The following is a 19830-nucleotide window of genomic DNA, read 5'->3' as shown; positions in this document are numbered from 1 at the left end:
GAGATTTTTCGCCGAATCAAGGCCGGAAAACCGCAGGCGATGCGAGTATCGGCGAGGTTTTCGAACGAAGATTCGGCGGAAAAGGGCCGCTCGCAGCGCGGCTCGACTTTCACCACGGGCTGCTAGACTCTGCCTCTGGACTGCGTCGTCCGCACCTCCCCACCCGCCAGACCTCCTCGAACCCGGACTTTGGGAGGATAGTCATCGTGAGCGCCCAACCCCCCGATTCCAAGCCTCCCGAAGAAGAACCCTCCACCAAAGAGCCCGCCACCAAGAAGCCCCCCCGCTCCCAAAAGACCCGTCTCAAACCGGTGACCCTTCTCGACCTCCAGGCCAAGAAAGGTCGCGGGCAACCCATCACCATGGTCACCGCCTACGACCTGTCCTCCGCCCGCCTGGTGGACGCCGCCGGCATCGACGTGATCCTGGTGGGGGATTCCCTGGCCATGGTGATGCTGGGAATGGAGAGCACCGTACCCCTGACCATGGACGAGCTGGTGCACCACTGCCGGGCCGTCGCCCGCGGCAGCCGCCGGGGATTCCTGGTGGGGGACATGCCCTTCCTCTCCTACCAGGTGGAGATTCCCCAGGCCCTGCGCAACGCCGGCCGGCTGCTCAAAGAGGGTGGCATGGGAGCGGTGAAGCTGGAAGGCGGCCGGGTGATGGCGCCGACGGTGCGGGCACTGGTGGAGCGCGGCATCCCGGTGATGGGGCACATCGGCCTCACCCCCCAGAGCATCTCTCAGCTGGGCGGCTATCGGGTGCAGGGGAAAACCGCCGAGTCCGCCCGCGGGCTGCTGGAGGATGCTCTAGCCCTGGAAGCGGCGGGCTGCTTCTCGCTGGTCCTGGAGTCGGTTCCAGCACCGGTGGCGGAGGTCATCAGCCGGCGCCTGAGGATCCCCACCATCGGCATCGGCGCCGGCGTCGGCTGCGACGGCCAGGTGCTCGTCTACCACGACATGCTGGGCCTCTTCGACGACTTCCAGCCCCGCTTCGTCAAACGCTACGCGGAGGTAGGCGAAGAGATCCACCGAGCCCTCAGCGAGTATCGGCAGGACGTGGAAGAAAGGCGCTTCCCCAGCGAAGAGCACACCTATCCCATGGATGAGGAGGAGCTTCGGGAGTTCCTCCGCAGCGTCGGTGAGTGACGCCCGGCCATCCCTGCCGCGGTCGGTAGCGGTGGTCGGCACCGGCGCCCTGGCCTGCCTCTTCGGCGGCCACCTCCAGCCCCACGTCCCGGTGACCCTGGTAGGCACCTGGCGGGAACAGCTGCAGCGCCTGCAGCGCGACGGCGTCGTCCTCGAGGAGCTCGACGGTACCCGCCACAGCTATCCCGTAGGGGTGGCGGACGATCCCGCCGCCGTGGCCCCGGCGGATCTGGTGCTGGTCCTGGTCAAGAGCCCCGCAACCCACCGCGCCGCGGCCTGGGCGCGCATCCTCCTAGGCCCCGAGCTGCCAACAGAGGAACCGACGGCGAACGGTGCCGGAGGATTGGCCCTGTCCCTGCAGAACGGATGGGGCAATCTGGAGCTGCTGGAGGGAGCCGTGGGCGCCCGGCGAGCGGCGGTGGGCACCACCGAGCACGGGGCCCGATTCATCGCCCCGGGGGTGGTTCGCCACGCCGGCGCCGGCACTACCGCCCTCGCCCGCCGTCCCGCCACCGCCGGGAAGCTGGAAGCGGCGGCGCGGCTGTTGGAGCAGGCCGGCTTCGAGCCCACCCTCACCGACGACGGCGTCAGCCTGCTGTGGGGCAAGCTGGTGGTGAACGCCGCCATCAACCCCCTCACCGCCCTGCTGGACGTGCCCAACGGCTTCCTGGTGCAGGATCCCCGGGCCCGGCGGCTCCTCGACCGGGCCGCCGCCGAGGCCGCCGCGGTGGCGCGGGCTGCGGGGGCCCGGCTCCCCTTCTTGAAGCCTCCCAACGCCTCCCTCGACACCGCCGGAGAAAGGGCTGCAGAAGTCTGCCGGCGCACCGCCGCCAACCTCTCCTCCATGCTCCAGGACCACCGCCGGGGAGCCGTCACGGAGGTCGATACCATCACCGGGGCGGTGGTCCGGGAAGGCCGGCGACGGGGCGTCGCCACTCCCTTCAACGCCCTGCTCTGGAGCCTGCTCGGCGGACCCCCGGTGGACGACGAGAACCAGCGCGCGGGTTCCGAGCTGCCGGAGCCGGCGATGCTTCGGGATCTACTCGCCGCCCGATCCCATCCTCGAGGAGCTTGACCATGCACATCGCCCGCACCGTCGAAGAGCTGCGAGCGCTCCGGCGCCGTCACGAGGGAGACTCCTGGGGCCTGGTCCCCACCATGGGATTTCTTCACCAAGGTCACCTGGAGCTCGTCCATCGGGCTCGGCGGGAGAATCAGCGGGTGGCGGCGAGCATCTTCGTCAATCCCACCCAATTCGACCAGAGCGAAGACCTGGAGAACTATCCCCGCAACCTGGAGCGGGACCTGGAGCTACTGGAGAACGCCGGCACCGATCTCGCCTTCTGCCCGCCACCGGAGGAAGTCTACCCACCGGGCTTCCAGACCTACGTCACCGTCGAGGAGGCCTCGCAGCCGCTGGAGGGGCAATCCCGCTCCGGTCACTTCCGCGGCGTAGCCACCGTGGTCGCCAAGCTCTTCTGCCTGATCCGCCCCACCCGCGCCTACTTCGGCCAAAAGGACGCTCAACAATGCGTGGTGATCCAGCGCATGGCGCAGGATCTGGGCTTCGATCTGGAGGTGGTGATTTGTCCGACGGTGCGCGAGGCAGACGGCCTCGCCATGAGCTCCCGCAACGCCCGCCTGAGCCCGGAGCAGCGACGCTCCGCCCCGGTCCTCTACCGCGCCCTGCGGGCCGCCGCCGAAGCCTTGGCCAACGGCGAGGGCAGCGGCGAGGTCTTGCGCCGGCGGATGACCGAGATCATCGACGCGGAGCCCCTCGCCCGCATCGACTATGTTAGCGTCGCCAACCCCGCTTCCTTGGCTGAGTGCGACCGGATCGGAACCGAGGTCCTCCTCTCCTTAGCGGTGTTTTACGGTACGATTCGCCTGATTGACAATCTTCTGCTCGAAGCACCCTTTGGCCCCATCGCCGGGGCCGCCGGCGTCGCTCATCGAGTCGAGAAGGACTGAAATGCTATGCGTTGGATTTATCGTTCAAAGATTCACAAGGCCGTTGTCACCGGAGCCGATATCGACTACATCGGCAGCATCACCATCGACTCCGAGCTGGTGGAAAAGGTCGGGCTGTGGGAAGGAGAGAAGGTCTTGGTGGTGAGCAACACCTCCGGTGCCCGCCTCGAGACCTACGTCATCCTGGGCCCCGCCGGCTCCGGCATGGTGGAGATGAACGGCGCCGCCGCCCGCATGATCCGAGCCGGTGAAGAGATCATCATCATCGGCTTCGAGCTCACCGACAAACCCATCGAGCCCACCGCGATCCTGGTGGACGACCAGAACCGCTTCGTCCGCTTCCTCCACCGGCCCGGCGACGGCACTCCCGTCACGGACTGAACGCTCCTCCACGCCCCCTCCAATCCCCTCCTCGAGGAGGAAAAGTCCTTGACTCCCAGGAGATCCCAGATATACTCACATTGCAATTCGGGAATAAAAGCTCGAAGCTACCCGATGCAGTTCTGAACGGATTCCGATAGCCAACGCTTCGAGCTTCGGGCGGTCTCGCCGCCCACCTCCTCCCGGCCCGGCCTGAGCCCCGGTACTCCCTTATCCCCACCCGCCGGGGCTCAGGCCAACCGGGTTCTTTCGACCCTCCCCTGAACCACTTCCCCCGCCGCCCCGTATCCCCGGGCGAGCTTCTGCCCCGCTTCCTGGGGTAGAGTCTGCATGGATTCTCAAACACCACCGGCCTCAACAACACCGCCGGTTCGCTGCCCCTCCGGCAGCCTTCCAGAAAGGGCCCCGGAAGGGCCCATAGAAAGGACAGTCCCATGATCCATCGGCTCGTTTCCCTTCGCATCCTGGGTCTCGCCGCGGCGCTGACCCTCCTCGCTCTCCCCCTTTGGACTCTGGACGCCGCCGCCGAGGGTGACAGCCTCGACGCCGAGACCCTCGTCGACCGCATGGTCGAAGCCCACGGGGGCATGGAGGCCTGGGCTACAGCCCCCACCGTCGCCTTCTCGGATCAATTCACCGCCGGCAACGGCGAGGCCGGTTCGAAAAGCCGGGTCGTGGTCGAGCAGGGATCCCGCCGGGCCTACATCGACATGCTGGGGACGGAGATGTCCATGGCCTGGGACGGCGAAAAGGCCTGGGGAATCAACTGGGAGAGCCCCTACCCGCCGCGCTTCCTGGCGCTGCTCAACTACTACTTCGTCAATCTCCCCTGGCTGGCCAAGGACCCCGGCGTCAACCTCGGCGAACCCGGTACCGCCAAGCTCTGGGACGACCCCACCGAGTACCACACGGTGAAGATGACCTACGATCCCGGGGTCGGGGACACTCCGGACGATTACTACGTTCTGTACATCCACCCGGAGACCTACGAGCTGGCGGCCAACGAGTACATCGTGACGTACCAGGCGCTGCTCCCGGAGGGGCAGGAGCACACCGAGCCCCACGTCCTGGTCTACGACCAATGGACCATGGTCAACGGCCTGAAAGTTCCCACCGCCTACACCATTTACCTGCTGGATCACACCGTCTACGCCGAGAGCAAGATCTGGGATTGGTCCTTCGGCGAGGCCTTCGACACCTCGCGCATGGAGATGCCGGCCGACGCCGTGGTGGATACCACCCAGCCCTGACGGCTACCCCCTCGCCGGAATAGACCGATGCCCCGGAGCGTCCATCGCTCCGGGGCATCGTATTGTGGAGCCCCTCCACCGCCCCCGGGGAGTGCTCCGCATCCCGAAGAATGCCGAGGTCGGGAAGACTTCCCGCTTCAGCTTCCTCCGAGATTCTTTGCGGCGGCGCCCGCCCTAAGGATCGCCCCCTGGGGCTTCCTCGTCCGCGGGCTCCATGTTGCCGTGGTTCATGTTGCCGTGGTTCATGTTGCCGTGGTTCGTGTTGCCGTGATCCGTCTCGCCGTGATTCATAGCGCCGTGATCCGAGGCCGGACGGACTCCCCACACCGGGCCGTCCAGCTCTCCACCCTGGGTCAGCCGGGCGATCCACACCACGAAGCGGTCGGTGGCCTCGCGGACGTAGAAGCGGTCCTCCTCGTCCTTCCAATCGATGTAGAACTGCTCCGTGTGGTGGTGATCGGTGATCTGGGGTAAGACTCCATAGCCCTCCAGTTCCCCCTCCGGCGAGAAGATCTCGGCGCCGAACATCACTTCCATCGAGTCCTTGCCGGCGGTCAGCACGGTGAAGTGCACCACCCGGCCGTCCGTCAGCTCGAAGATGCCGCGGCTCTGATTGCGGATGCGGGCCGCCCGCTTGCCGCTCTCGTTGGTGATCTGCACGTTGAAGTAATTGTGCTGGGCCTCCGCATCGACCTCCACCAACGGCGGATCTTGAGCCACATAGCCGTCCCAGGTCTCGGCGTGGCGCCACTCGCCGTCCTGCTGGCGATAGACGTGGATCTCCCCGCGGTAGAGCCCCGGCGCGTAGAGGATGGAACCGTCCCGCCGCTGCCAGATGTGACCGGGCCAGATCTGCGAGTAAGCGTCGTTGAGGAAATGGTCCACCGGCCCGAAGTCCTCCACCGTCGCCAGGACTCCTTGCCGCTCCTGCAGGTCCTGGTCGTAGAGATGAACGAAGTACTCGCTCTGGGGCCAGGGAGTTCCGTCTCGGCGCTCCTTGGGCAACCGGTAGACGAAGGCGAACCGCCCGTCTTGAAGCTGTTGAATGGACCGCGGCCAGAGCATGGTCTCGAGGTCCATGGGATGCTCGAAGAGCAGCTCACCGGTCTTGCTGAGCACCGTCAGCTGCCGGTCGTTGCCGTCAGCGACGATAACCCGGTCCTCGCGGTCGATGTGGAAGGCCTCGATGCGCATGAAACGCCCCGGCTCTCGTCCGCGGCCGCCGAGCTCCCGCAGCAGAGCTCCGGAGCGATCGTAAACCTTGATCTTGACGGACGCCTGGTCCGCAACATAGATATTGCCCTCGGAGTCCACTCGCACTCCCGTCGGCCGTCCCAAAAGCCCCTTCTCACCGTCTTCGGTCTCTCCTAGCAGACCTTCCACTTCCATGCGCAGCGCGAGGCGGCGTTCGGGCTCTTCGATCTCCGAGAGAGGCTCGTTGCCGAAGCCCGAATCTCCGCCGGCTGGATGGCCACAGCCGGCGAGCAGGAAGAGCCCGAGCACTGAGATACCGAGCACTGAGATACCGAGCAGCCACGAGGTCAGCGAACGAGACGAAGGGAAGAAATCGGCCATGATCCTCTCCGATAAGCTGTGGATGAGAAGGCTCAAGGGACCGGCCCCCCCGAAACCCGAAGAACCGGCGAAACCGGCGGAATCGGGCTCCGAAGAGGCCGCAGGGAGTTAGGTCACTAATTCGAGAAGCAGGGCCCGCCCAGCGGCGTGCACTGCGGCAGACAGCCGTGGCCACCGCTGGTCACGGTACAGTCCTCATAGCCGAACCCGGACTGACCACAGAGGTCGTAGGACACACACATCCAGCACGGTCCGCCCCAGGCCTCCGCTTCTTCGGCCTGGAACATGCCGAGGGCGAGCACCAGGACGAAGCCAGCCAGGACCAAACGGGCCGTACGGTTTTGCAGAATCCTCCGAAGCATCAATGCCTCCTTTCTAGAGGTTGACGAGAGTCTCGGTGCGCTGCCGGTGGAACGCTTCCACCATGCGCCCGAGGATTTCCTGCTTGTGCTCGATCGGAGTGATCGAGCTCGGCAGAAGCGTTCGATAGAAAAGGGTGTCGGTGTGGGTATCGATGAAGACCAGCTGCTGGAGGACGATGCCTTTGGGGTGCTTCCCCAAGAGCTGCACCAGGCCGCCGGGATAGCCGTAGGCGCCGGCCAACGGAAGGGCCGAGGTGCCGAGGAAACGCCGCGCCAACGCCTCGTCATGCTCGAAGACCAGCGCCACCGGTTCCAGGGGCACCCCGGCCAGATCGAGGTCGTCGAGCATGGCCAGGTAGTCCGACATCTCGGAGATACAGGGATCGCAAACTTTGGCGGTGACCACGAAAAGGGCCAGGAGTCGATCTCCGGAGGTCTCCGGAGGCGGGCCTTCAAAGGTGAAATTCTCGGCGGAGAGGATCGTCTCGGGCTCGACCGGCGTGCTCTGGGCCAAATCGACGGGAGGCAATTGAGGGCGGTTGAGACGCTTGACACCGGTGGCGATGAGTAGTCCCACCGCCGCCAAGATCATCAAACCAGCCAGCCAATCCTGCCAACGGAGCTTCATCGTTGTACCTCCAGGGCCGGCGCGGAGCGCCGATGCAAAGGGCGCAGAAATCCTCTAGAAGCGGGCAGGCTCCTCGGCTCAGGATAGGCCCTGCTCTACGCCACGCACAGATAGAAAAACTACCGACAGCGAAAACACGCAAAAACTACTCTTTGGTACGAAGCAGAGAGCGGGAGGTTGCAGGCGGACCGATCAGGCAGGACGGAAGATCGGTGACAGGGGAAGCCCGCGGCGGTGCCGGCGTCTTAGTGGAAATCCTTGCGGAGAGAGGTCCGCTGCACCGGCACCAGGACTTCGAGAGGGTCCCCCTGTGGCGGTACCGAGAAGCCCGGGGACTCCATCAGCGAAGAATGGATTTCGCTCAGCGATGCTGGTCCGAAGGGACCTCCGGCGACGCCGGTGAACCAGCGGGATGGGCGGGGTGGTGTACCCCGCTCTCCGTTACCACCGCCGCCATGGGCACGTCGTGGGGCTCCACCGGCAGCTGGTCCATCAGCTGACAGTCGTAGGCCAGGCCGATGGCCGGGAAGGGGCGGGCGTGGAGAAAGCGGTCGAAATAGCCGGCGCCGTAGCCCAGGCGGTAGCCGTCGGCGTCAAAGCCGAGACCGAGGATCAGCGCGACGTCCAGACCGTCGTCGAGGTCTTCCGGCGCCAGCGCCGCGGTGCCCCCGGCCTCGAGGGCCAGGGGTTGGCGCAGACCGAAGGAGAGGGTGCGCAGAGGTGAGGGATAGGGATGAACGTAGATCTGCGGATCACCGCGCTCGACCCGCGGCACGAATAGCTCCCGGCCCTGGGCCAGCAGCTGGTCCACCAGCGGCCAGGTGTCCACCTCCAACCCGAAGGAGAGGCAGGTGAAGACGCGGCGGGCGGAGGCCAGCTGCGGCAGGGCGAGCACGTGCTCCATCACCCGCTCTCCCCGCCGGCGCCGCTGCTCCGGAGTCAAAGCCTCCAGCCGCTGTCGCAGGTCCTGACGCAGGCGCTGCTTGCGCTCCGCTGGCGAGGCTTCCGGACTCGCTGGCGAGGCTTCAGGCTTCGCGGGCCTGTCTTCGGGCTTTGCGGGCGGCGCCCCGTCAGGGCTCATTTCGGTGGCAAGGAAGCAGCGAAGTCCACCCCCCGCTGCACCCAGTCCTCCAGCTCTTCATCGTCCTCAATGCCCTCGGCGGCGACATAGACGAATCCGCGCAGAGGTTGACCGGTAAAGTCCATTTTGCGGGCGTGGGGATGATTCAACGCCGCTTCGTAGGCTTCCGCTCCCACCCGCACCATGATCTCGTCCCCCACCACTCCGCAGCACATATTGCCGCCGAGCAGAAAGGCGAGACCGCCGAACATCTTCTTTTCCCGAATATCCTGCCGTTCCTGGAGCGCTTCCCGCAAACGCTGGGCTACTCCCGGGTCATAGGCCATGCTCTTCTCCCGGCTACCGTATTCCTCGGGCCGCCATGCTTCGACCCCTCGTGTTTCGATTTGTCGCCGGCGGAACTCCCGCTCTTCGGAAAGTCCCGCTTCGAGAACCCGCGCTTCGAGAACAGGATATCGCGCCTCGCCGCCGGTGCGCAGTCGCCCGGGGCAGGGCGGTCGCCGCATGCCGGCCAAACCCTCCCCTCGAGGACGAGGCTCGCACGACGCGCCCCCTGGGAAGAGCTTCTTGGGAGCGGTCAGTCGGAGGTGTCTTGGGAAGCTTCGGGATTCGGTGCCGGCCCCTTGGCGGGAGTCTCGAAGACTCCTTCCGGCTCCCAGGGGAAGTCGCGGAAGTAGCGCTCGGTGGAGACCAGGGGGGAGAGCCGCTCCGCTTCCGGGTCGTAGTCCCAGCTCACCCGATCGAGCAAATCTCCCAGGGCGGCAGGCTTGGAATCCCGCTCACTCATCGTCGGCTCCGGGGGCGGACCGGACGCCCAGCGCCTGGAGCAATAGGTCGTCCGTCGAGCCCTCCACCGGATCGAAGAGCCGCTCCAGGCGTCGCTCGGTGCCCACCAGGAAGCGGCACGGAGCTTCGGCGGATTGACTGCAGGTGATCTCCCGCGCCACCAGATGGCGACCCGCGACGTAGGAGAGGAAGCCTGCGTGGAGTCCCGCGAGAATCGCGCAGCGGAAACCCTCGCGCTCCGAGAGCATGGAGGCGAAGGGACTTTGGTGATGGGTGACCAGCAGCAGGCCGCGGTCCCGATAGCCCAGGTGAACATCGAAGCGTCCCAGCCCCATATTGCCGATGGAGCCGGACAGACTCTCCAGAGCCACCTGCAGCTCGACCTCCCGGAGAGTGCGCAGATGCTCCCGCTGAACGAAGCTCTCCACCCGTAGGGCGTGAAGCTGACCCCATCGGGCCCCCAGCCGATGCTGCGCCGCCTGCCGCTCCTCCGGTGACGAGCCCTCGAAGGTGGCCTCCAACGCCACCCAGAAATCCTGACGGGTGGCCACCACCGGCTGCCCCTCGGAGTCTGCGAGGCGGCCCCGGCTGATGTCCTGCTCCAGCACCGCCGAGTGGGGCAACCCCAGGTCCCGCACCCGGTTGACGGTCATGATGATCTCTTGTTCTAGGGGAGAGCGAACGAAGGCGATGCGCACCTGCTGGCTGCCGTGGCGGAAGTCGAACTCGAAATCGAACTCCAGCGTCGGCTCCTCGTTCTCGCCCTCGACGAAGCTGCGGAAGCGTCCCTCGAACTCCTGCACCTGAGTGCACGGAGCCACCTCCCGGAAGAAATTCTTGCCCAAGACCTCCTGCGGATCCTTGCGCGCCAGATCGGCCTCGTAGCGGTTGTATTTGCGAATCGTACCGTCGACGCCCAGGGCGACATAGCCAAAGGGCAGGCTGTCGATGTCGGCGGCGCTCAGGTGGCTTAGCTCTTCGTTCATCCCTCGCTCTCCTCACTGGCCGCCGGCAATCCCAGAGCGGCGTAAAAGCCTAGACTTTCCAAATCGTCGTGCACTGCCCCGGTCACCGATTTCAGCCGCTGCAGGTCGAAGCGTCCGGGCAACCCATGCTCCAAGCGCTCGAAGAGACGGCGAAGCCACAGCGCCACGGCGAGAACCAATGCCTCCGTCTCGGGCAGGTCCTCCCGCTCCTCGACCACCACCCGACCTTTCGACCGGACCTGGAAGCGCTCCAGCACCGGATGCTCCTCGGCCAATTCCTCCCGAACCGACTCCAACCGGCGTTCCAGCAGCTTGCCCTCGACATAATCCGAGGCATAGGACGCAGCCACGTTGAGCAGGGTTAGACCACGGTGCAAGGCCAGTAGCTCCCGCGGCGGCGGTGGCGGCGGATCCGGCAGCGCCGCATGGGGTGGAGCCTCGGCCTGACGTCTCGCTTCGTCCTTGCGCCGCATCGCCTCCATGAGCAAAAAGGAGGTGCGCTCACCGATGGTCTCCGGCACCGAGATCGAGCTGAAGCTCGCCTCGAACAGCCCGCGCTCCCAAAGGGCGAGGGAGTAGAAGGCCTCCCTCCCCCTCAAACCCTCGCCGGTACCGGCGTGCACCACCTGACCTTCCCGAAACCACAGCGTCCCGGTGAGCGGCCCGTTGGTGAAGGTCAGAACACCGGTTTTGTGATTGACCTCCAGCGTCTGCACCAGGTCGGCGAAACCCAGCTGATCGAGAGAGCCGGTGAGGGGGCGCTGCTCCGGCTGCGCATCCAAGGCTGCGAGCAGACTCTGTTCGACGTCCTGGTCATCGAAGGGGGGAAGAACCCAGTGGCTGATTCCCAAGCTCAGGGCCCGGCGCCGCGCTTCTTCGCCCTTCTCCCCATCCGACGCCAGCATCACCACCGGCAAAGTCTCCGTCAGCGGGTTGGCCCGCAGATACTCCAACAGCCCGGCTCGCTCCGACCGCCGGCCATCGAGCTCCGTGACCAGGACGTCCGGCATCGAGAACGCGCCTTCCTTCATCCGGTCGAGGGCCGACGCGCTGGAGGAATCGGACACCACCATCAAACCGGCTCGCGAGATGGACCCGCAGATCTTCTGGAGTGTCTTTAAATCCTGATGTACGACTAGGGCGACCCGGCTGCTCATATTCCTTCCTTCCGCGAAGAATTTATGCCGATGAACTGGATGTCAACACGGATCGTCCAGGTATTGACCAGTATTTGTCCATATGCATAGGCGAAAAACGAAGCAGAGCGGGCGACACCCTCGACACCATCACTCTCGACAACGGAGTGACCCTCGAATACGCCGAGACCGGACGCGGCCTGGGCAAGGGGGTGATCTTCCTCCACGGCTATACCGACTCCTGGTTCTCATTCAGCCAGGTCCTCGCCGAGCTTCCCCGCGGCTGCCACGGCTTGGCCCTGACCCAGCGCTTCCACGGCGATCTCGGCTTCCTGCCCTGACCTTCTCCCTTCTCTCTTCTCCCTTCGCAGGCCCATCGATTCGAATCGCCTAATCCGAGTCTCCCGGGCGCATACCGCGAACCGGATATCAATTTGACCGCAAGTGTACACATGGCTATAGTCCTCTCGTCTGTTCAATATTTTCCGGGAGGCTTTCACATGTTCAAACGATTACCGCTCTGCGTAGCCCTGCTCGCAATTTGGCTACTCAGCCCCACTGCCCTTTGGGCGATGAAGCCCGACGACGCGGGCTTCGCCCAGTTTCGTGGCGCGTCCTTTCCGGTGACCGAGGAAACCGAAGAAGTCACCATCGTGGTCAAGCGCCAACGTGGCAATACCGGCGCGGTCAGCGTCGACTACGCCACCACCGCCGGCAGCGCCGAAGCCGGCGTCGACTACGAAGAAACCACCGGCACCCTCAACTGGGACGATGGCGACCGTAGCGACAAGAGCTTCACCGTCGTCATCTTCGACGACGACCTGGACGAAGGCCTCGAGACCTTCGGCATCGAGCTCTCCAACCCCACCGGGAATCTGGAGATCGGCGCCGTCAGCCGCACCGTAGTGCGCATCCGGCCCAGCGACCGCTCCGACGACGGCGGGGACGACCCGGACGATCCCGATGATCCCGACGATCCGGCCAGCACCATCAAGCTCACCGCCGTCGCCTTCCCGGCCTTCGAAAGCTCCGGTGAGGCGATCTTCGAGGTCGAGCGCGAAGGCACCGCCGGCGACGTCACGGTGGACTTCTCCACCATGGACGGCAGCGCCATCGCCGGAGACGACTACATCACCACCGCCGGCACCCTCAGCTGGGCCGATGGCGAGGAAGGGATCCAGACCGTCGCTGTGCCGCTGGTGGACGATACCGAGCCGGAAGACCTGGAGACCATCAGCGTCCTGCTCACCAACGCCACCGGCGACGCCACCCTCGGCGCCCGGGATGTCGCATCCATCGTCATCGTCGACGACGACGGCGGCGGGGACGGCGCCTGCGTGCCCGACGGCCAAACCCTCTGCCTCCTCGACGGCCGCTTCCAGATCGTCGGCAGCTGGGAGGACAAGGACGGCAACACCGGCCCCTTCAACGTCATCCCCGCCTCCGACGGCTCCGGCCTGATCTGGTTCTTCGATGATTCCAACATCGAGCTCTTGATCAAGGTGCTCAACGGTTGCCCGGTAAACGGTCACTTCTGGGTCTTCTTCTCCGCCACCACCAACCTGGGCTTCACCATGGAAGTCACGGATCTGGACACCGGCGAGGTCAACACCTACGACAACCCCGTCGGCAACATTCCGCTGGCGGTGACCGACACCAAGGCCTTCGACTCCTGTCCCTGAACGGCTAGGAGCGAACGCTAGGGGCTTCAAGCCCCCTCGAAGCCCCTAGCTTCGGCCCCCTCATCCTCCCGAGCGCCTCGCGCGGGTGGGTGAGGGGTTTTTTGCTATGGGTATCTATCCGATAAGGGACAGCTGCAAGTTTAGATCCTGGTAGGATTTACCGGACGACGCTTCGAATCGAGCTTGCCGGATCATCAACCCGGAACCGCGTCGCGAGACCTGCGAGGAGTACCCCGTGAGCCCAGCTTTCCAGCGCCAACGGAACGAGCAACGCCCATCTGTTGCCCGCATCGAATACCTCCGAGTGGAGAACTACCGCGCCCTCAAGCTGGTCGAGCTCAAAGACCTGACGCCCCTCACCGTGCTCCTGGGCCCCAACGGCAGCGGCAAATCTACCGTCTTCGATGTCTTCGCCTTCCTCTCCGAGTGCTTCGAGAGCGGACTGCGTCGAGCCTGGGACCGCCGGGGCCGCGCCAAGGAGCTCAAGACCCGGGGAAGCCAGGGGCCCGTGGTCATCGAGCTCAAGTACCGTGAGACCCGCAAGACCCCCCTGATCACCTACCACCTGGCGGTGGACGAGCGGGATGGAGCTCCGGTGGTGCTGGAAGAATGGCTCCAGTGGCGGCGAGGCCAACATGGCAAGCCATTCCGCTTTCTGGACTACAAGGAAGGTCAGGGTCGAGCTATCAGCGGGGACAGTCCCGATGAGAAAGCGGAGCGCAAGGAGATCCCCCTCAAATCCTCCGACCTCATCGCAGTCAACGCCCTAGGTCAGTTCGCGGAGCATCCACGGGTCGTGGCTCTACGAGATTTCATCACCGGCTGGTACGTCTCCTATTTTTCCGTGGAAGACACACGCCAGCAGCCGGACGCGGGCCCCCAGGAGCGGCTCTCCCGCACCGGGGACAACCTGGCCAACGTCATCCAATACCTGGCCGAGCTGCACGAAGACCGGCTGCAAGAGATCTTCCAGGTGCTGCGGCGACGGATTCCCCGCATCGAGAAGGTCGTGGCCGACGCCATGCCCGACGGCCGGCTCCTGCTCCAGATCAAGGACGCCCCCTTCGACAATCCAATCCTTGCGCGCTTCGCCTCCGACGGCACCCTCAAGATGCTCGCCTACCTGGTTCTGCTCTACGACCCCAACCTGCCGCCCTTCGTCGGCATCGAGGAGCCCGAGAACTTCCTTCACCCGCGCCTCCTGCCGGAGCTCGCGGAGGAGTGCCGAAAGGCCGCCGGGCGTGGGCAAGTGCTGGTCACCACCCACTCACCCTATTTTCTCGGCCCCCTCCGGCCCAAGGAGGTCAGGGTGCTGTACCGAGACGAGCAAGGCTACACCCAGGCCGTCCGCACCTCCGAGATTCAAGGCATCCCACAGTTCATCGAAACCGGCGCCGATCTGGGCCACCTCTGGATGGAGGGGTACTTCGGCCTCGGTGATCCGCTGGTGAGCTCCGGAGATCCGACTCGTCCCAGGATCTCGCAACGTTGAGCCCCGTCTCCCACCTGGAATTCCTGGTCGAGGATCTGTCCATGGAGGCGTTCCTCCAGGCCTCACTGCCGCGGCTGCTACCCGACTGTGTCACTTTCGAAGCGCATCGATTCCAAGGCAAGCACGACCTGCTGCGCAAGCTGCCGGCCCGCCTGAGCGGATACAGCCGCTGGCTGCCACCGAACTGGCGCATCGTGGTCTTGGTGGACCGGGATGCGGAGGACTGCCGGAAATTGAAAGGGCGGATTGAAGCGATCTTTCGCCGAGCCAGCCTGACGAGCCGCAGCAGCCGCCCGGAAGCCGGAAGCTGGCAGGTCGTCAGCCGGCTGGCTATCGAGGAATTGGAGGCCTGGTACTTCGGGGACTGGAACGCCGTCCGCCGCTGCTTTCCGAAGGCCTCTCCCACGGTTCCCCGAGGTGCCAAGTACCGGCAGCCGGATGGTATTTCCGGTGGTACCTGGGAAGCTCTAGAGCGCCTCCTTCAGCAGAAGGGCTACTTTCCCAGCGGTCTCAACAAGATCGAAGCGGCCCGCGCAATCGGCGGCGAGATCGACTGGTCGGAAAATCGTTCTCCCAGCTGTCGCCTATTTCGCGACACTCTGCTCGAAGCCGTCACCGGCTAATCCCCCACGATCCGACACCCGCCATGGCGGATTGCGGCGGTTTTCGCCGCCGTGGAAGAGGCAGATGCGGTGGCCGTCGGGGTCCAGGAGGTGGGCCTCCCGCCACAGCCAGCGCTGATCCACCGGTTGGCTCTCGAAGATCAGTCCGGCGGCTTCCAGGCGAGCCACCTCGGCGTCGACGTCAGCGCATTCGAAGTAGACGGTCAGGCCCTCGCTGGGCTGGGCGTCGTCGACGTGGTGCAGGGAGAAGGTCGAGCCGCCGTCGGGACACTCGAAACGAGCGTAGCGCGGCACCGAGTCGACGATGAGGCGCAGGCCCAGGGTGCGGTAGAACGCCACGGAGCGTTCCAGGTCGCTGGCGGGGAGGGTGATTTGATTGAGATCCATGATCGCTCCAAAGAAGGTGTCGGGAGATCCAGCGAAGAATCAGGGTTCAGGAAAGGGCTCCGGCGCCGATCCAGCGCAGCAGGCTACCGAGCACCGGACGGCCGTCCCACAGGCCGTCGAAGGGAGGCCGCTGCATCGAGCCGGCGACACAGAGCCGCGGTGCCCAGGCAGGCGCCCCAGAAGATGCCCCAAAAGATGCCAGAGCGGCGGCGAAGGAATCGAGGTCGGGCTGCCTCGTCGCCAGGCCAAGGCATTTGACCTGCCGACCGGCGGGGGCCAGCCGCCGCGCCACCGCTGGAAAGCCATCGCAGGGCAGAACGGCGATGTTGCGCCACCCCGGGCCGGAAAGAGGCTCTCCGGACGGCAGCCAGGCGACCCCGTGGCCCGGCCCTTCCCACAGCTCGCCGGTGGCCGCCACCACTCCCCGCCATTGCATCTGCTGGGCGGCGACGTCCGGCGGCAAGGGCCCCCGAGGCAGCTCCTCCTCCCGGCGCTTTAGAGCTGCGTGAAGGGCCTTGGCGAAGCCCCGGCCGGCGGCCTCGGGTCCCTCGACCCATAGCAGCTGGGGCGACAGACAACCCCGCTGGTCATAAGCGGCGACGTCGAGGGCGAAGGCTTCCGCCGCCAGAGCCAGCAGCTCCTCCGAAGCGGCTGTCTCAGCATCGACAAAACCGGCCCCGAAGCCGTGACCGTGCTCTACCAGCTGCAGAGCAGCAGGGCTGGCGGCCCGCACCGCCTGCACCGTCTCGTCACTTCCGTAGACCACCAGGACGTCGCAGGCGGCCATCAGGGCTGCCTCCAGGGACGCGTCCCCCCCGGCGAAGGTGACCACCGCCGCAGCCCGGCCCAGTCGAGAATCCACCTGCTCCAAGGCCTCCACCAACAAGCGCGGGAAGAGGTCATCCCGGGAGGAAGCCTTGCACAGCACCGGCGAGCCCGCCAGCAGCGCCAGCAGGATCACCTGCAGCGAGGCCACGAAGACATTGCCGGCGAGGATGGCGCCGGTGCACCGCGGCGCAACGGGCACCAGCCCCGGCCGCGGCGGGTGAGCCTCCCGCCACAGCTGTTCCAAGAGCTCGGCATCGATCTCCCCCAGCGCCGCCTCCAGCGCCCACTCCACCATCTGCGGTGACAGACCGGTGCTGGCGGGGAGCTCCTGCCGGGCCCGGCGTCCCAGAGCGGAAGCGGGATCCCGCAGGATCGCCACCGCCGAAGCCAGCGCCGCGGCCCGCTCCGACACCGTCCAAGCCATCAGCGGTCCCCGCGCCTTTCCCAAAGCTCGGGCGTGCTCCCCGATGGCTGCGACGGATGGGGCCTTGGCACCGGAGAGCTGATGGCCAGCGGTCACGAAGAGGGCTCCTGCGATGCCCCGGCGGACGCCAGTCCGGATCTCCCCAGCGCCTCTTGAGCCGCCAACGAGCAGCCCCGGGGCACCGCACCGGCGGCGCGGCCCAGGATCTCCAAGCCATCCTCCCCAACCCGGCGGCCCCGGTCCGAGGTCTGAATCGCCCAGGCGGTGTCTAGATTGGCGGCGTCGTCGATGCGCACCAACCCTTCGCCGCCCTCCGGGACCTCCGCCAGCGTCTCTCCATGCACCAGCGCCGTGCGCACCCAGCCGGGAGCCAAGAGCCGCCGGGGACCCACCGGCCGCCCCAGCCAGGCGTCCCGCAGGGTCGATTCATAGAGTTGGGAGGAGAGCTCGGTCATGCCGTACTCAGCGACGATCCAGGGTTCGCCGAGACCGTAGCGGCGAGACAGCAGCCGGCGCATCTCCGCCGCCTCGATCTCCCGGGAGCGGCCCTTGTAGCCGCCGGTCTGCATCAGGCGGCTGCCGGCGGGAAGGCGCCACCGGCGCTCGGCGAAGGCGTCCTCGGCGTGGACGAAGGCGAAGGAGGTCCCCAGCAGCGCCAACGGCCGCCCGGAGCTCTCCGCAGCGTTCAGCAGCTGTTCCAGTCGCGGGATCCACAGCTCCCCGCCGCTCCACACCCAGGCGCTGTCGCCGGCACCAAACCACTCGGCGAAGCGCGCCAGCATGTAGGCGAGGGAGGAATCCGGCGCCTCGTCCTCGTGGGGAGCCAAAATGGCCAAGGTCAGGGGCTCGTCGTCGGGAAAGAGCATGTGCGCCGCCCAGGCCCGCGCCGCGGCATCGTAGAGCCCGAGGTCCGAGAGCGAGGCGGCTCCCCGGGCACCGGAGGTGGTGCCGCTGGTGCGGAAGGTGCGCAAGTCCGCCGCCGGCGGGTGCGCCGCCACCCGAGCGAAGCGGAAGACGTCGGTGGGCACCGCCGGCAAGCCGGAAGGATCTTCCACCGCCACCGGAAGCGCCGCCGGATCTGGCGCCGCGGCGGCGAGGAGTCGGCGGTAGGGCTCGACCCGCGTGGCCTGCCAGCGGGCGATATCCACCAGTACGGCGTCCCGGGCTGCGTCGTCCCGGCTGCCATCCGCCAGCCGGTCGATGAGCGCGAGGATGCGCCGGCGCAGGCCCGGCCGCGCCTCGGCGTCCGTTGCCGCTACCCTCTGCGCATCCATCGACTCTCCTGGGCTCTCTTCCGTGCTCACGTCGTTCCTCGGTGTTCGAAGGTCCTGCACAACCGACGACTCCCGGCGATGCTAGCAGTCGGGGATGTTTCTCGAATCACCCTCGAGGATGAAAGTAGCTCGTTGTGGTCGGGGGTATTCTCAGGGCAGCAGTTGCTGTCGCCCCTCCGGGGCTTGGGAATCCTTGGGATCGCATACCCGGGGCTTGCGCCCCGGGCTAGATGCCTCCGCCCCTCCGGGGCTCTGCTGTGCCGCCGGGGCTCTGCTGTGCCTCCGGGGCTCTGCTTTGCCGCCGGGGCTCTGCTGTGCCTCCGGGACTCTGCTGTGCCGCCGGGGCTCTGCTGTGGCGAGGAAGATCCGCTGTCCTCTCCTACCGCGTTCGCCGTTGCTACGACCACCCCGTCATTCCCGCGAAGGCGGGAATCCACGCGGTGCTGCAACGGCAAGGCATCTTCACGGCACAGAGGGCCCGTTCAGGAAGCTACAAGGCGGATAGTCAGCTATCACTCCTCCTCAAGGCGTGGACTCCTGCCTTCGCAGGAGTGACGAGGAGGTGGAGGAGTCGTCGTTGCAGGTAGTGGGCATAGCAGCCGGCGGGTATTTTCAGGGCAGGCCGAGAATTGAGCCAGGGCGGGGATCCATGGGATGATCCCTGCTTGTCCCTCGGCCTCCGCGGCGTTGGGGCGCTGCCGAAACGACGAGCCCATCATGAGCACTTACCAGGTCAACGAAATCTTCTACAGCCTCCAAGGGGAGGGCGTGCGGGCGGGCACGGCGAATCTCTTCCTGCGATTCTCCAAATGCAATCTGCGCTGCAAGCGGGAAACCCACGGTTTCGACTGCGACACGGAGTTCGAATCCGGGCGGCGCATAAGCCTCGAGGAGATCCTCGAGGAAATGCGCCAGCTCTCCCAGGACTGCCGGTGGGTCGTTCTCACCGGCGGCGAACCGGCGCTGCAGGTGGATCGGGAGCTCATCGACGGACTCCACGGCGCCGGATACCAGCTGGCCATCGAGACCAACGGCAGCATGGAGCTGCCGGAGGGCCTCGATTGGATCACCGTCAGCCCCAAGGTCGCCGAGCACGCCATCCGCCAGCGCCGCGCCGACGAGGTCAAATACGTGCGGGGCTACGGCCAAGAGATCGTCCACACCGTCGTGGAGGCGGATCACTACTTGATCTCTCCGGCCTTCGATGGGGAGAACCTGGATCCCCGGACGCTCCAGTGGTGCATCGAGCTGGTGAAGAACAACCCGCCTTGGCGACTTTCCGTGCAGCAGCACAAGGACTGGCGGATCCGATGAGCTCGAGGCCTTCCACGCTCCCCGGCTCCTCAGCCAACGGATTCTATCAATCCCCGGCGGATTCCCTTACCGCGGTATCATCCTGATACAGTCAACCAACACTTCGACCCTCGAGTCGGCATGAACCCATTTCGGGAGGAATCGAACTTGACCCACATCATCATGGAGCCCTGCATCGGCGTTAAAGACACCGCCTGCGTGGATGTCTGCCCGGTGGATTGCATTTACGGCAAGGACGAAGACTGGGAGATGCTTTACATTCATCCGGAAGAGTGCATCGACTGCGGCCTGTGCGTCGACGCCTGCCCGGTGGAAGCCATCGTTCCGGAGGAAGAAGTCCCGGAGAAGTGGTACGCCTTCATCGCGAAGAATTACGAGCACTTCGACCTCGAGCCTCCCGGCTGAGCCCCTCGAAGCAGGCGATCCGGGCCTGAGCCGCGGATCGAGCCATCCCGGGAGACCCTTCTCCCAGGCTCCTAGCAGTCCTTTCCCGTCCCGGCTC

Annotated in this window: 22 protein-coding genes; 11 read left to right on the top strand and 11 right to left on the bottom strand. The window is 66.0% G+C overall.

Features of this window, described 5'->3' with window-relative positions:
- Window positions 1–362: 362 nt before the first annotated feature.
- The 5 genes from panB (at window position 363) to SX243_01865 (ending at window position 4750) form a co-directional block, all read left to right on the top strand.
- Window positions 363–1148, top strand: coding sequence for a 3-methyl-2-oxobutanoate hydroxymethyltransferase (gene panB / locus SX243_01885; GenBank protein MDY7091702.1), 786 nt, complete (start codon window positions 363–365; stop codon window positions 1146–1148).
- On the top strand, window positions 1141–2223 hold the full coding sequence (locus tag SX243_01880) for a 2-dehydropantoate 2-reductase (GenBank protein ID MDY7091701.1): 1083 nt from the start codon (window positions 1141–1143) through the stop codon (window positions 2221–2223). Before panB ends, SX243_01880 begins: the two co-directional genes overlap by 8 nt.
- A 2-nt stretch (window positions 2224–2225) precedes the next feature.
- Window positions 2226–3119, top strand: a complete 894-nt coding sequence (gene panC / locus SX243_01875; GenBank protein ID MDY7091700.1) for a pantoate--beta-alanine ligase — start codon at window positions 2226–2228, stop codon at window positions 3117–3119.
- A 6-nt stretch (window positions 3120–3125) separates the two neighbouring features.
- Entirely contained in the window at window positions 3126–3500 is a 375-nt protein-coding gene (locus tag SX243_01870; GenBank protein ID MDY7091699.1) for an aspartate 1-decarboxylase, read from the top strand.
- Between the two features lie 434 nt (window positions 3501–3934).
- Window positions 3935–4750: a DUF6503 family protein gene (locus SX243_01865; protein ID MDY7091698.1), complete on the top strand. Its 816-nt coding sequence runs from the start codon at window positions 3935–3937 to the stop codon at window positions 4748–4750.
- A 174-nt stretch (window positions 4751–4924) separates the two neighbouring features.
- Here SX243_01865 and SX243_01860 read toward each other — a convergent pair whose 3' ends face one another.
- The 8 genes from SX243_01860 to SX243_01825 all read right to left on the bottom strand — a co-directional run bounded on the left by SX243_01860 (window position 4925) and on the right by SX243_01825 (window position 11241).
- Window positions 4925–6325 carry a 6-bladed beta-propeller gene (locus tag SX243_01860; GenBank protein ID MDY7091697.1) on the bottom strand — a complete coding sequence of 467 codons (1401 nt, stop codon included), beginning with the start codon at window positions 6323–6325 and terminating at the stop codon, window positions 4925–4927.
- A 116-nt stretch (window positions 6326–6441) separates the two neighbouring features.
- Window positions 6442–6687 (bottom strand): hypothetical protein, encoded by a 246-nt coding sequence (locus SX243_01855; protein MDY7091696.1) that lies wholly within the window; start codon window positions 6685–6687, stop codon window positions 6442–6444.
- Window positions 6688–6700: 13 nt separating this feature from the next.
- Window positions 6701–7315 carry a hypothetical protein gene (locus SX243_01850; GenBank protein ID MDY7091695.1) on the bottom strand — a complete coding sequence of 205 codons (615 nt, stop codon included), beginning with the start codon at window positions 7313–7315 and terminating at the stop codon, window positions 6701–6703.
- A 361-nt stretch (window positions 7316–7676) separates the two neighbouring features.
- Complete coding sequence (locus SX243_01845) at window positions 7677–8396, bottom strand: 5-formyltetrahydrofolate cyclo-ligase (protein MDY7091694.1); 720 nt, start codon at window positions 8394–8396, stop codon at window positions 7677–7679.
- Window positions 8393–8902 carry a TfoX/Sxy family protein gene (locus tag SX243_01840; protein MDY7091693.1) on the bottom strand — a complete coding sequence of 170 codons (510 nt, stop codon included), beginning with the start codon at window positions 8900–8902 and terminating at the stop codon, window positions 8393–8395. Before SX243_01840 ends, SX243_01845 begins: the two co-directional genes overlap by 4 nt.
- 71 nt (window positions 8903–8973) lie before the next feature.
- Complete coding sequence (locus SX243_01835) at window positions 8974–9183, bottom strand: hypothetical protein (GenBank protein MDY7091692.1); 210 nt, start codon at window positions 9181–9183, stop codon at window positions 8974–8976.
- The gene (locus tag SX243_01830) at window positions 9176–10168 is read right to left on the bottom strand and encodes a PAS domain-containing protein (protein MDY7091691.1); all 993 of its coding nucleotides are present in this window, start codon (window positions 10166–10168) and stop codon (window positions 9176–9178) included. Before SX243_01830 ends, SX243_01835 begins: the two co-directional genes overlap by 8 nt.
- Window positions 10165–11241 (bottom strand): DUF4388 domain-containing protein, encoded by a 1077-nt coding sequence (locus SX243_01825; protein MDY7091690.1) that lies wholly within the window; start codon window positions 11239–11241, stop codon window positions 10165–10167. The genes SX243_01830 and SX243_01825 overlap by 4 nt, the downstream gene beginning before the upstream one ends.
- Window positions 11242–11399: 158 nt before the next feature.
- Here SX243_01825 and SX243_01820 point away from each other — a divergent pair, with 158 nt between their 5' ends.
- The 4 genes from SX243_01820 to SX243_01805 all read left to right on the top strand — a co-directional run bounded on the left by SX243_01820 (window position 11400) and on the right by SX243_01805 (window position 15101).
- On the top strand, window positions 11400–11645 hold the full coding sequence (locus SX243_01820) for an alpha/beta hydrolase (GenBank protein MDY7091689.1): 246 nt from the start codon (window positions 11400–11402) through the stop codon (window positions 11643–11645).
- A gap of 159 nt (window positions 11646–11804) precedes the next feature.
- Window positions 11805–12986 (top strand): Calx-beta domain-containing protein, encoded by a 1182-nt coding sequence (locus tag SX243_01815; GenBank protein MDY7091688.1) that lies wholly within the window; start codon window positions 11805–11807, stop codon window positions 12984–12986.
- Window positions 12987–13221: 235 nt separating this feature from the next.
- Window positions 13222–14478 carry an AAA family ATPase gene (locus SX243_01810; GenBank protein ID MDY7091687.1) on the top strand — a complete coding sequence of 419 codons (1257 nt, stop codon included), beginning with the start codon at window positions 13222–13224 and terminating at the stop codon, window positions 14476–14478.
- On the top strand, window positions 14475–15101 hold the full coding sequence (locus tag SX243_01805; GenBank protein MDY7091686.1) for a DUF4276 family protein: 627 nt from the start codon (window positions 14475–14477) through the stop codon (window positions 15099–15101). Before SX243_01810 ends, SX243_01805 begins: the two co-directional genes overlap by 4 nt.
- Here the strand turns inward: SX243_01805 and SX243_01800 are convergent.
- Genes SX243_01800 through SX243_01790 form a run of 3 tightly spaced genes read right to left on the bottom strand, consistent with a single transcriptional unit; the run spans window position 15063 to window position 18014 of the window.
- Entirely contained in the window at window positions 15063–15488 is a 426-nt protein-coding gene (locus tag SX243_01800) for a VOC family protein (protein MDY7091685.1), read from the bottom strand. The two genes, SX243_01805 and SX243_01800, sit on opposite strands and share 39 nt — an antisense overlap.
- Before the next feature lie 46 nt (window positions 15489–15534).
- Entirely contained in the window at window positions 15535–16836 is a 1302-nt protein-coding gene (locus SX243_01795) for an acyl-CoA reductase (GenBank protein MDY7091684.1), read from the bottom strand.
- The gene (locus tag SX243_01790; protein ID MDY7091683.1) at window positions 16833–18014 is read right to left on the bottom strand and encodes an acyl-protein synthetase; all 1182 of its coding nucleotides are present in this window, start codon (window positions 18012–18014) and stop codon (window positions 16833–16835) included. Before SX243_01790 ends, SX243_01795 begins: the two co-directional genes overlap by 4 nt.
- 717 nt (window positions 18015–18731) lie before the next feature.
- Here SX243_01790 and SX243_01785 point away from each other — a divergent pair.
- A complete protein-coding gene (locus tag SX243_01785) occupies window positions 18732–19328 on the top strand; it encodes a 7-carboxy-7-deazaguanine synthase QueE (GenBank protein MDY7091682.1) in 597 nt (198 codons plus the stop codon).
- A gap of 147 nt (window positions 19329–19475) precedes the next feature.
- Window positions 19476–19733, top strand: a complete 258-nt coding sequence (locus SX243_01780) for a ferredoxin family protein (protein ID MDY7091681.1) — start codon at window positions 19476–19478, stop codon at window positions 19731–19733.
- Window positions 19734–19830: the final 97 nt, after the last annotated feature.

Source organism: Acidobacteriota bacterium, assembly GCA_034211275.1.
Taxonomy (GTDB): Bacteria; Acidobacteriota; Thermoanaerobaculia; order Multivoradales; family JAHZIX01; genus JAGQSE01.
This window is presented reverse-complemented; position numbering and strand designations above follow the sequence as displayed.

Bases quoted from the DNA above. Each gene is read 5' to 3' on its own strand.
- panB (MDY7091702.1), top strand. From the start codon at position 363: ATGGTCACCGCCTACGACCTGTCCTCCGCCCGCCTGGTGGACGCCGCC.
- panC (MDY7091700.1), top strand. From the start codon at position 2,226: ATGCACATCGCCCGCACCGTCGAAGAGCTGCGAGCGCTCCGGCGCCGT.
- SX243_01870 (MDY7091699.1), top strand. From the start codon at position 3,126: ATGCGTTGGATTTATCGTTCAAAGATTCACAAGGCCGTTGTCACCGGA.
- SX243_01865 (MDY7091698.1), top strand. From the start codon at position 3,935: ATGATCCATCGGCTCGTTTCCCTTCGCATCCTGGGTCTCGCCGCGGCG.
- SX243_01860 (MDY7091697.1), bottom strand. From the start codon at position 6,325: ATGGCCGATTTCTTCCCTTCGTCTCGTTCGCTGACCTCGTGGCTGCTC.
- SX243_01855 (MDY7091696.1), bottom strand. From the start codon at position 6,687: ATGCTTCGGAGGATTCTGCAAAACCGTACGGCCCGTTTGGTCCTGGCT.
- SX243_01850 (MDY7091695.1), bottom strand. From the start codon at position 7,315: ATGAAGCTCCGTTGGCAGGATTGGCTGGCTGGTTTGATGATCTTGGCG.
- SX243_01845 (MDY7091694.1), bottom strand. From the start codon at position 8,396: ATGAGCCCTGACGGGGCGCCGCCCGCAAAGCCCGAAGACAGGCCCGCG.
- SX243_01840 (MDY7091693.1), bottom strand. From the start codon at position 8,902: ATGCGGCGACCGCCCTGCCCCGGGCGACTGCGCACCGGCGGCGAGGCG.
- SX243_01835 (MDY7091692.1), bottom strand. From the start codon at position 9,183: ATGAGTGAGCGGGATTCCAAGCCTGCCGCCCTGGGAGATTTGCTCGAT.
- SX243_01830 (MDY7091691.1), bottom strand. From the start codon at position 10,168: ATGAACGAAGAGCTAAGCCACCTGAGCGCCGCCGACATCGACAGCCTG.
- SX243_01825 (MDY7091690.1), bottom strand. From the start codon at position 11,241: ATGGTGGTGTCCGATTCCTCCAGCGCGTCGGCCCTCGACCGGATGAAG.
- SX243_01815 (MDY7091688.1), top strand. From the start codon at position 11,805: ATGTTCAAACGATTACCGCTCTGCGTAGCCCTGCTCGCAATTTGGCTA.
- SX243_01800 (MDY7091685.1), bottom strand. From the start codon at position 15,488: ATGGATCTCAATCAAATCACCCTCCCCGCCAGCGACCTGGAACGCTCC.
- SX243_01790 (MDY7091683.1), bottom strand. From the start codon at position 18,014: ATGGATGCGCAGAGGGTAGCGGCAACGGACGCCGAGGCGCGGCCGGGC.
- SX243_01785 (MDY7091682.1), top strand. From the start codon at position 18,732: ATGAGCACTTACCAGGTCAACGAAATCTTCTACAGCCTCCAAGGGGAG.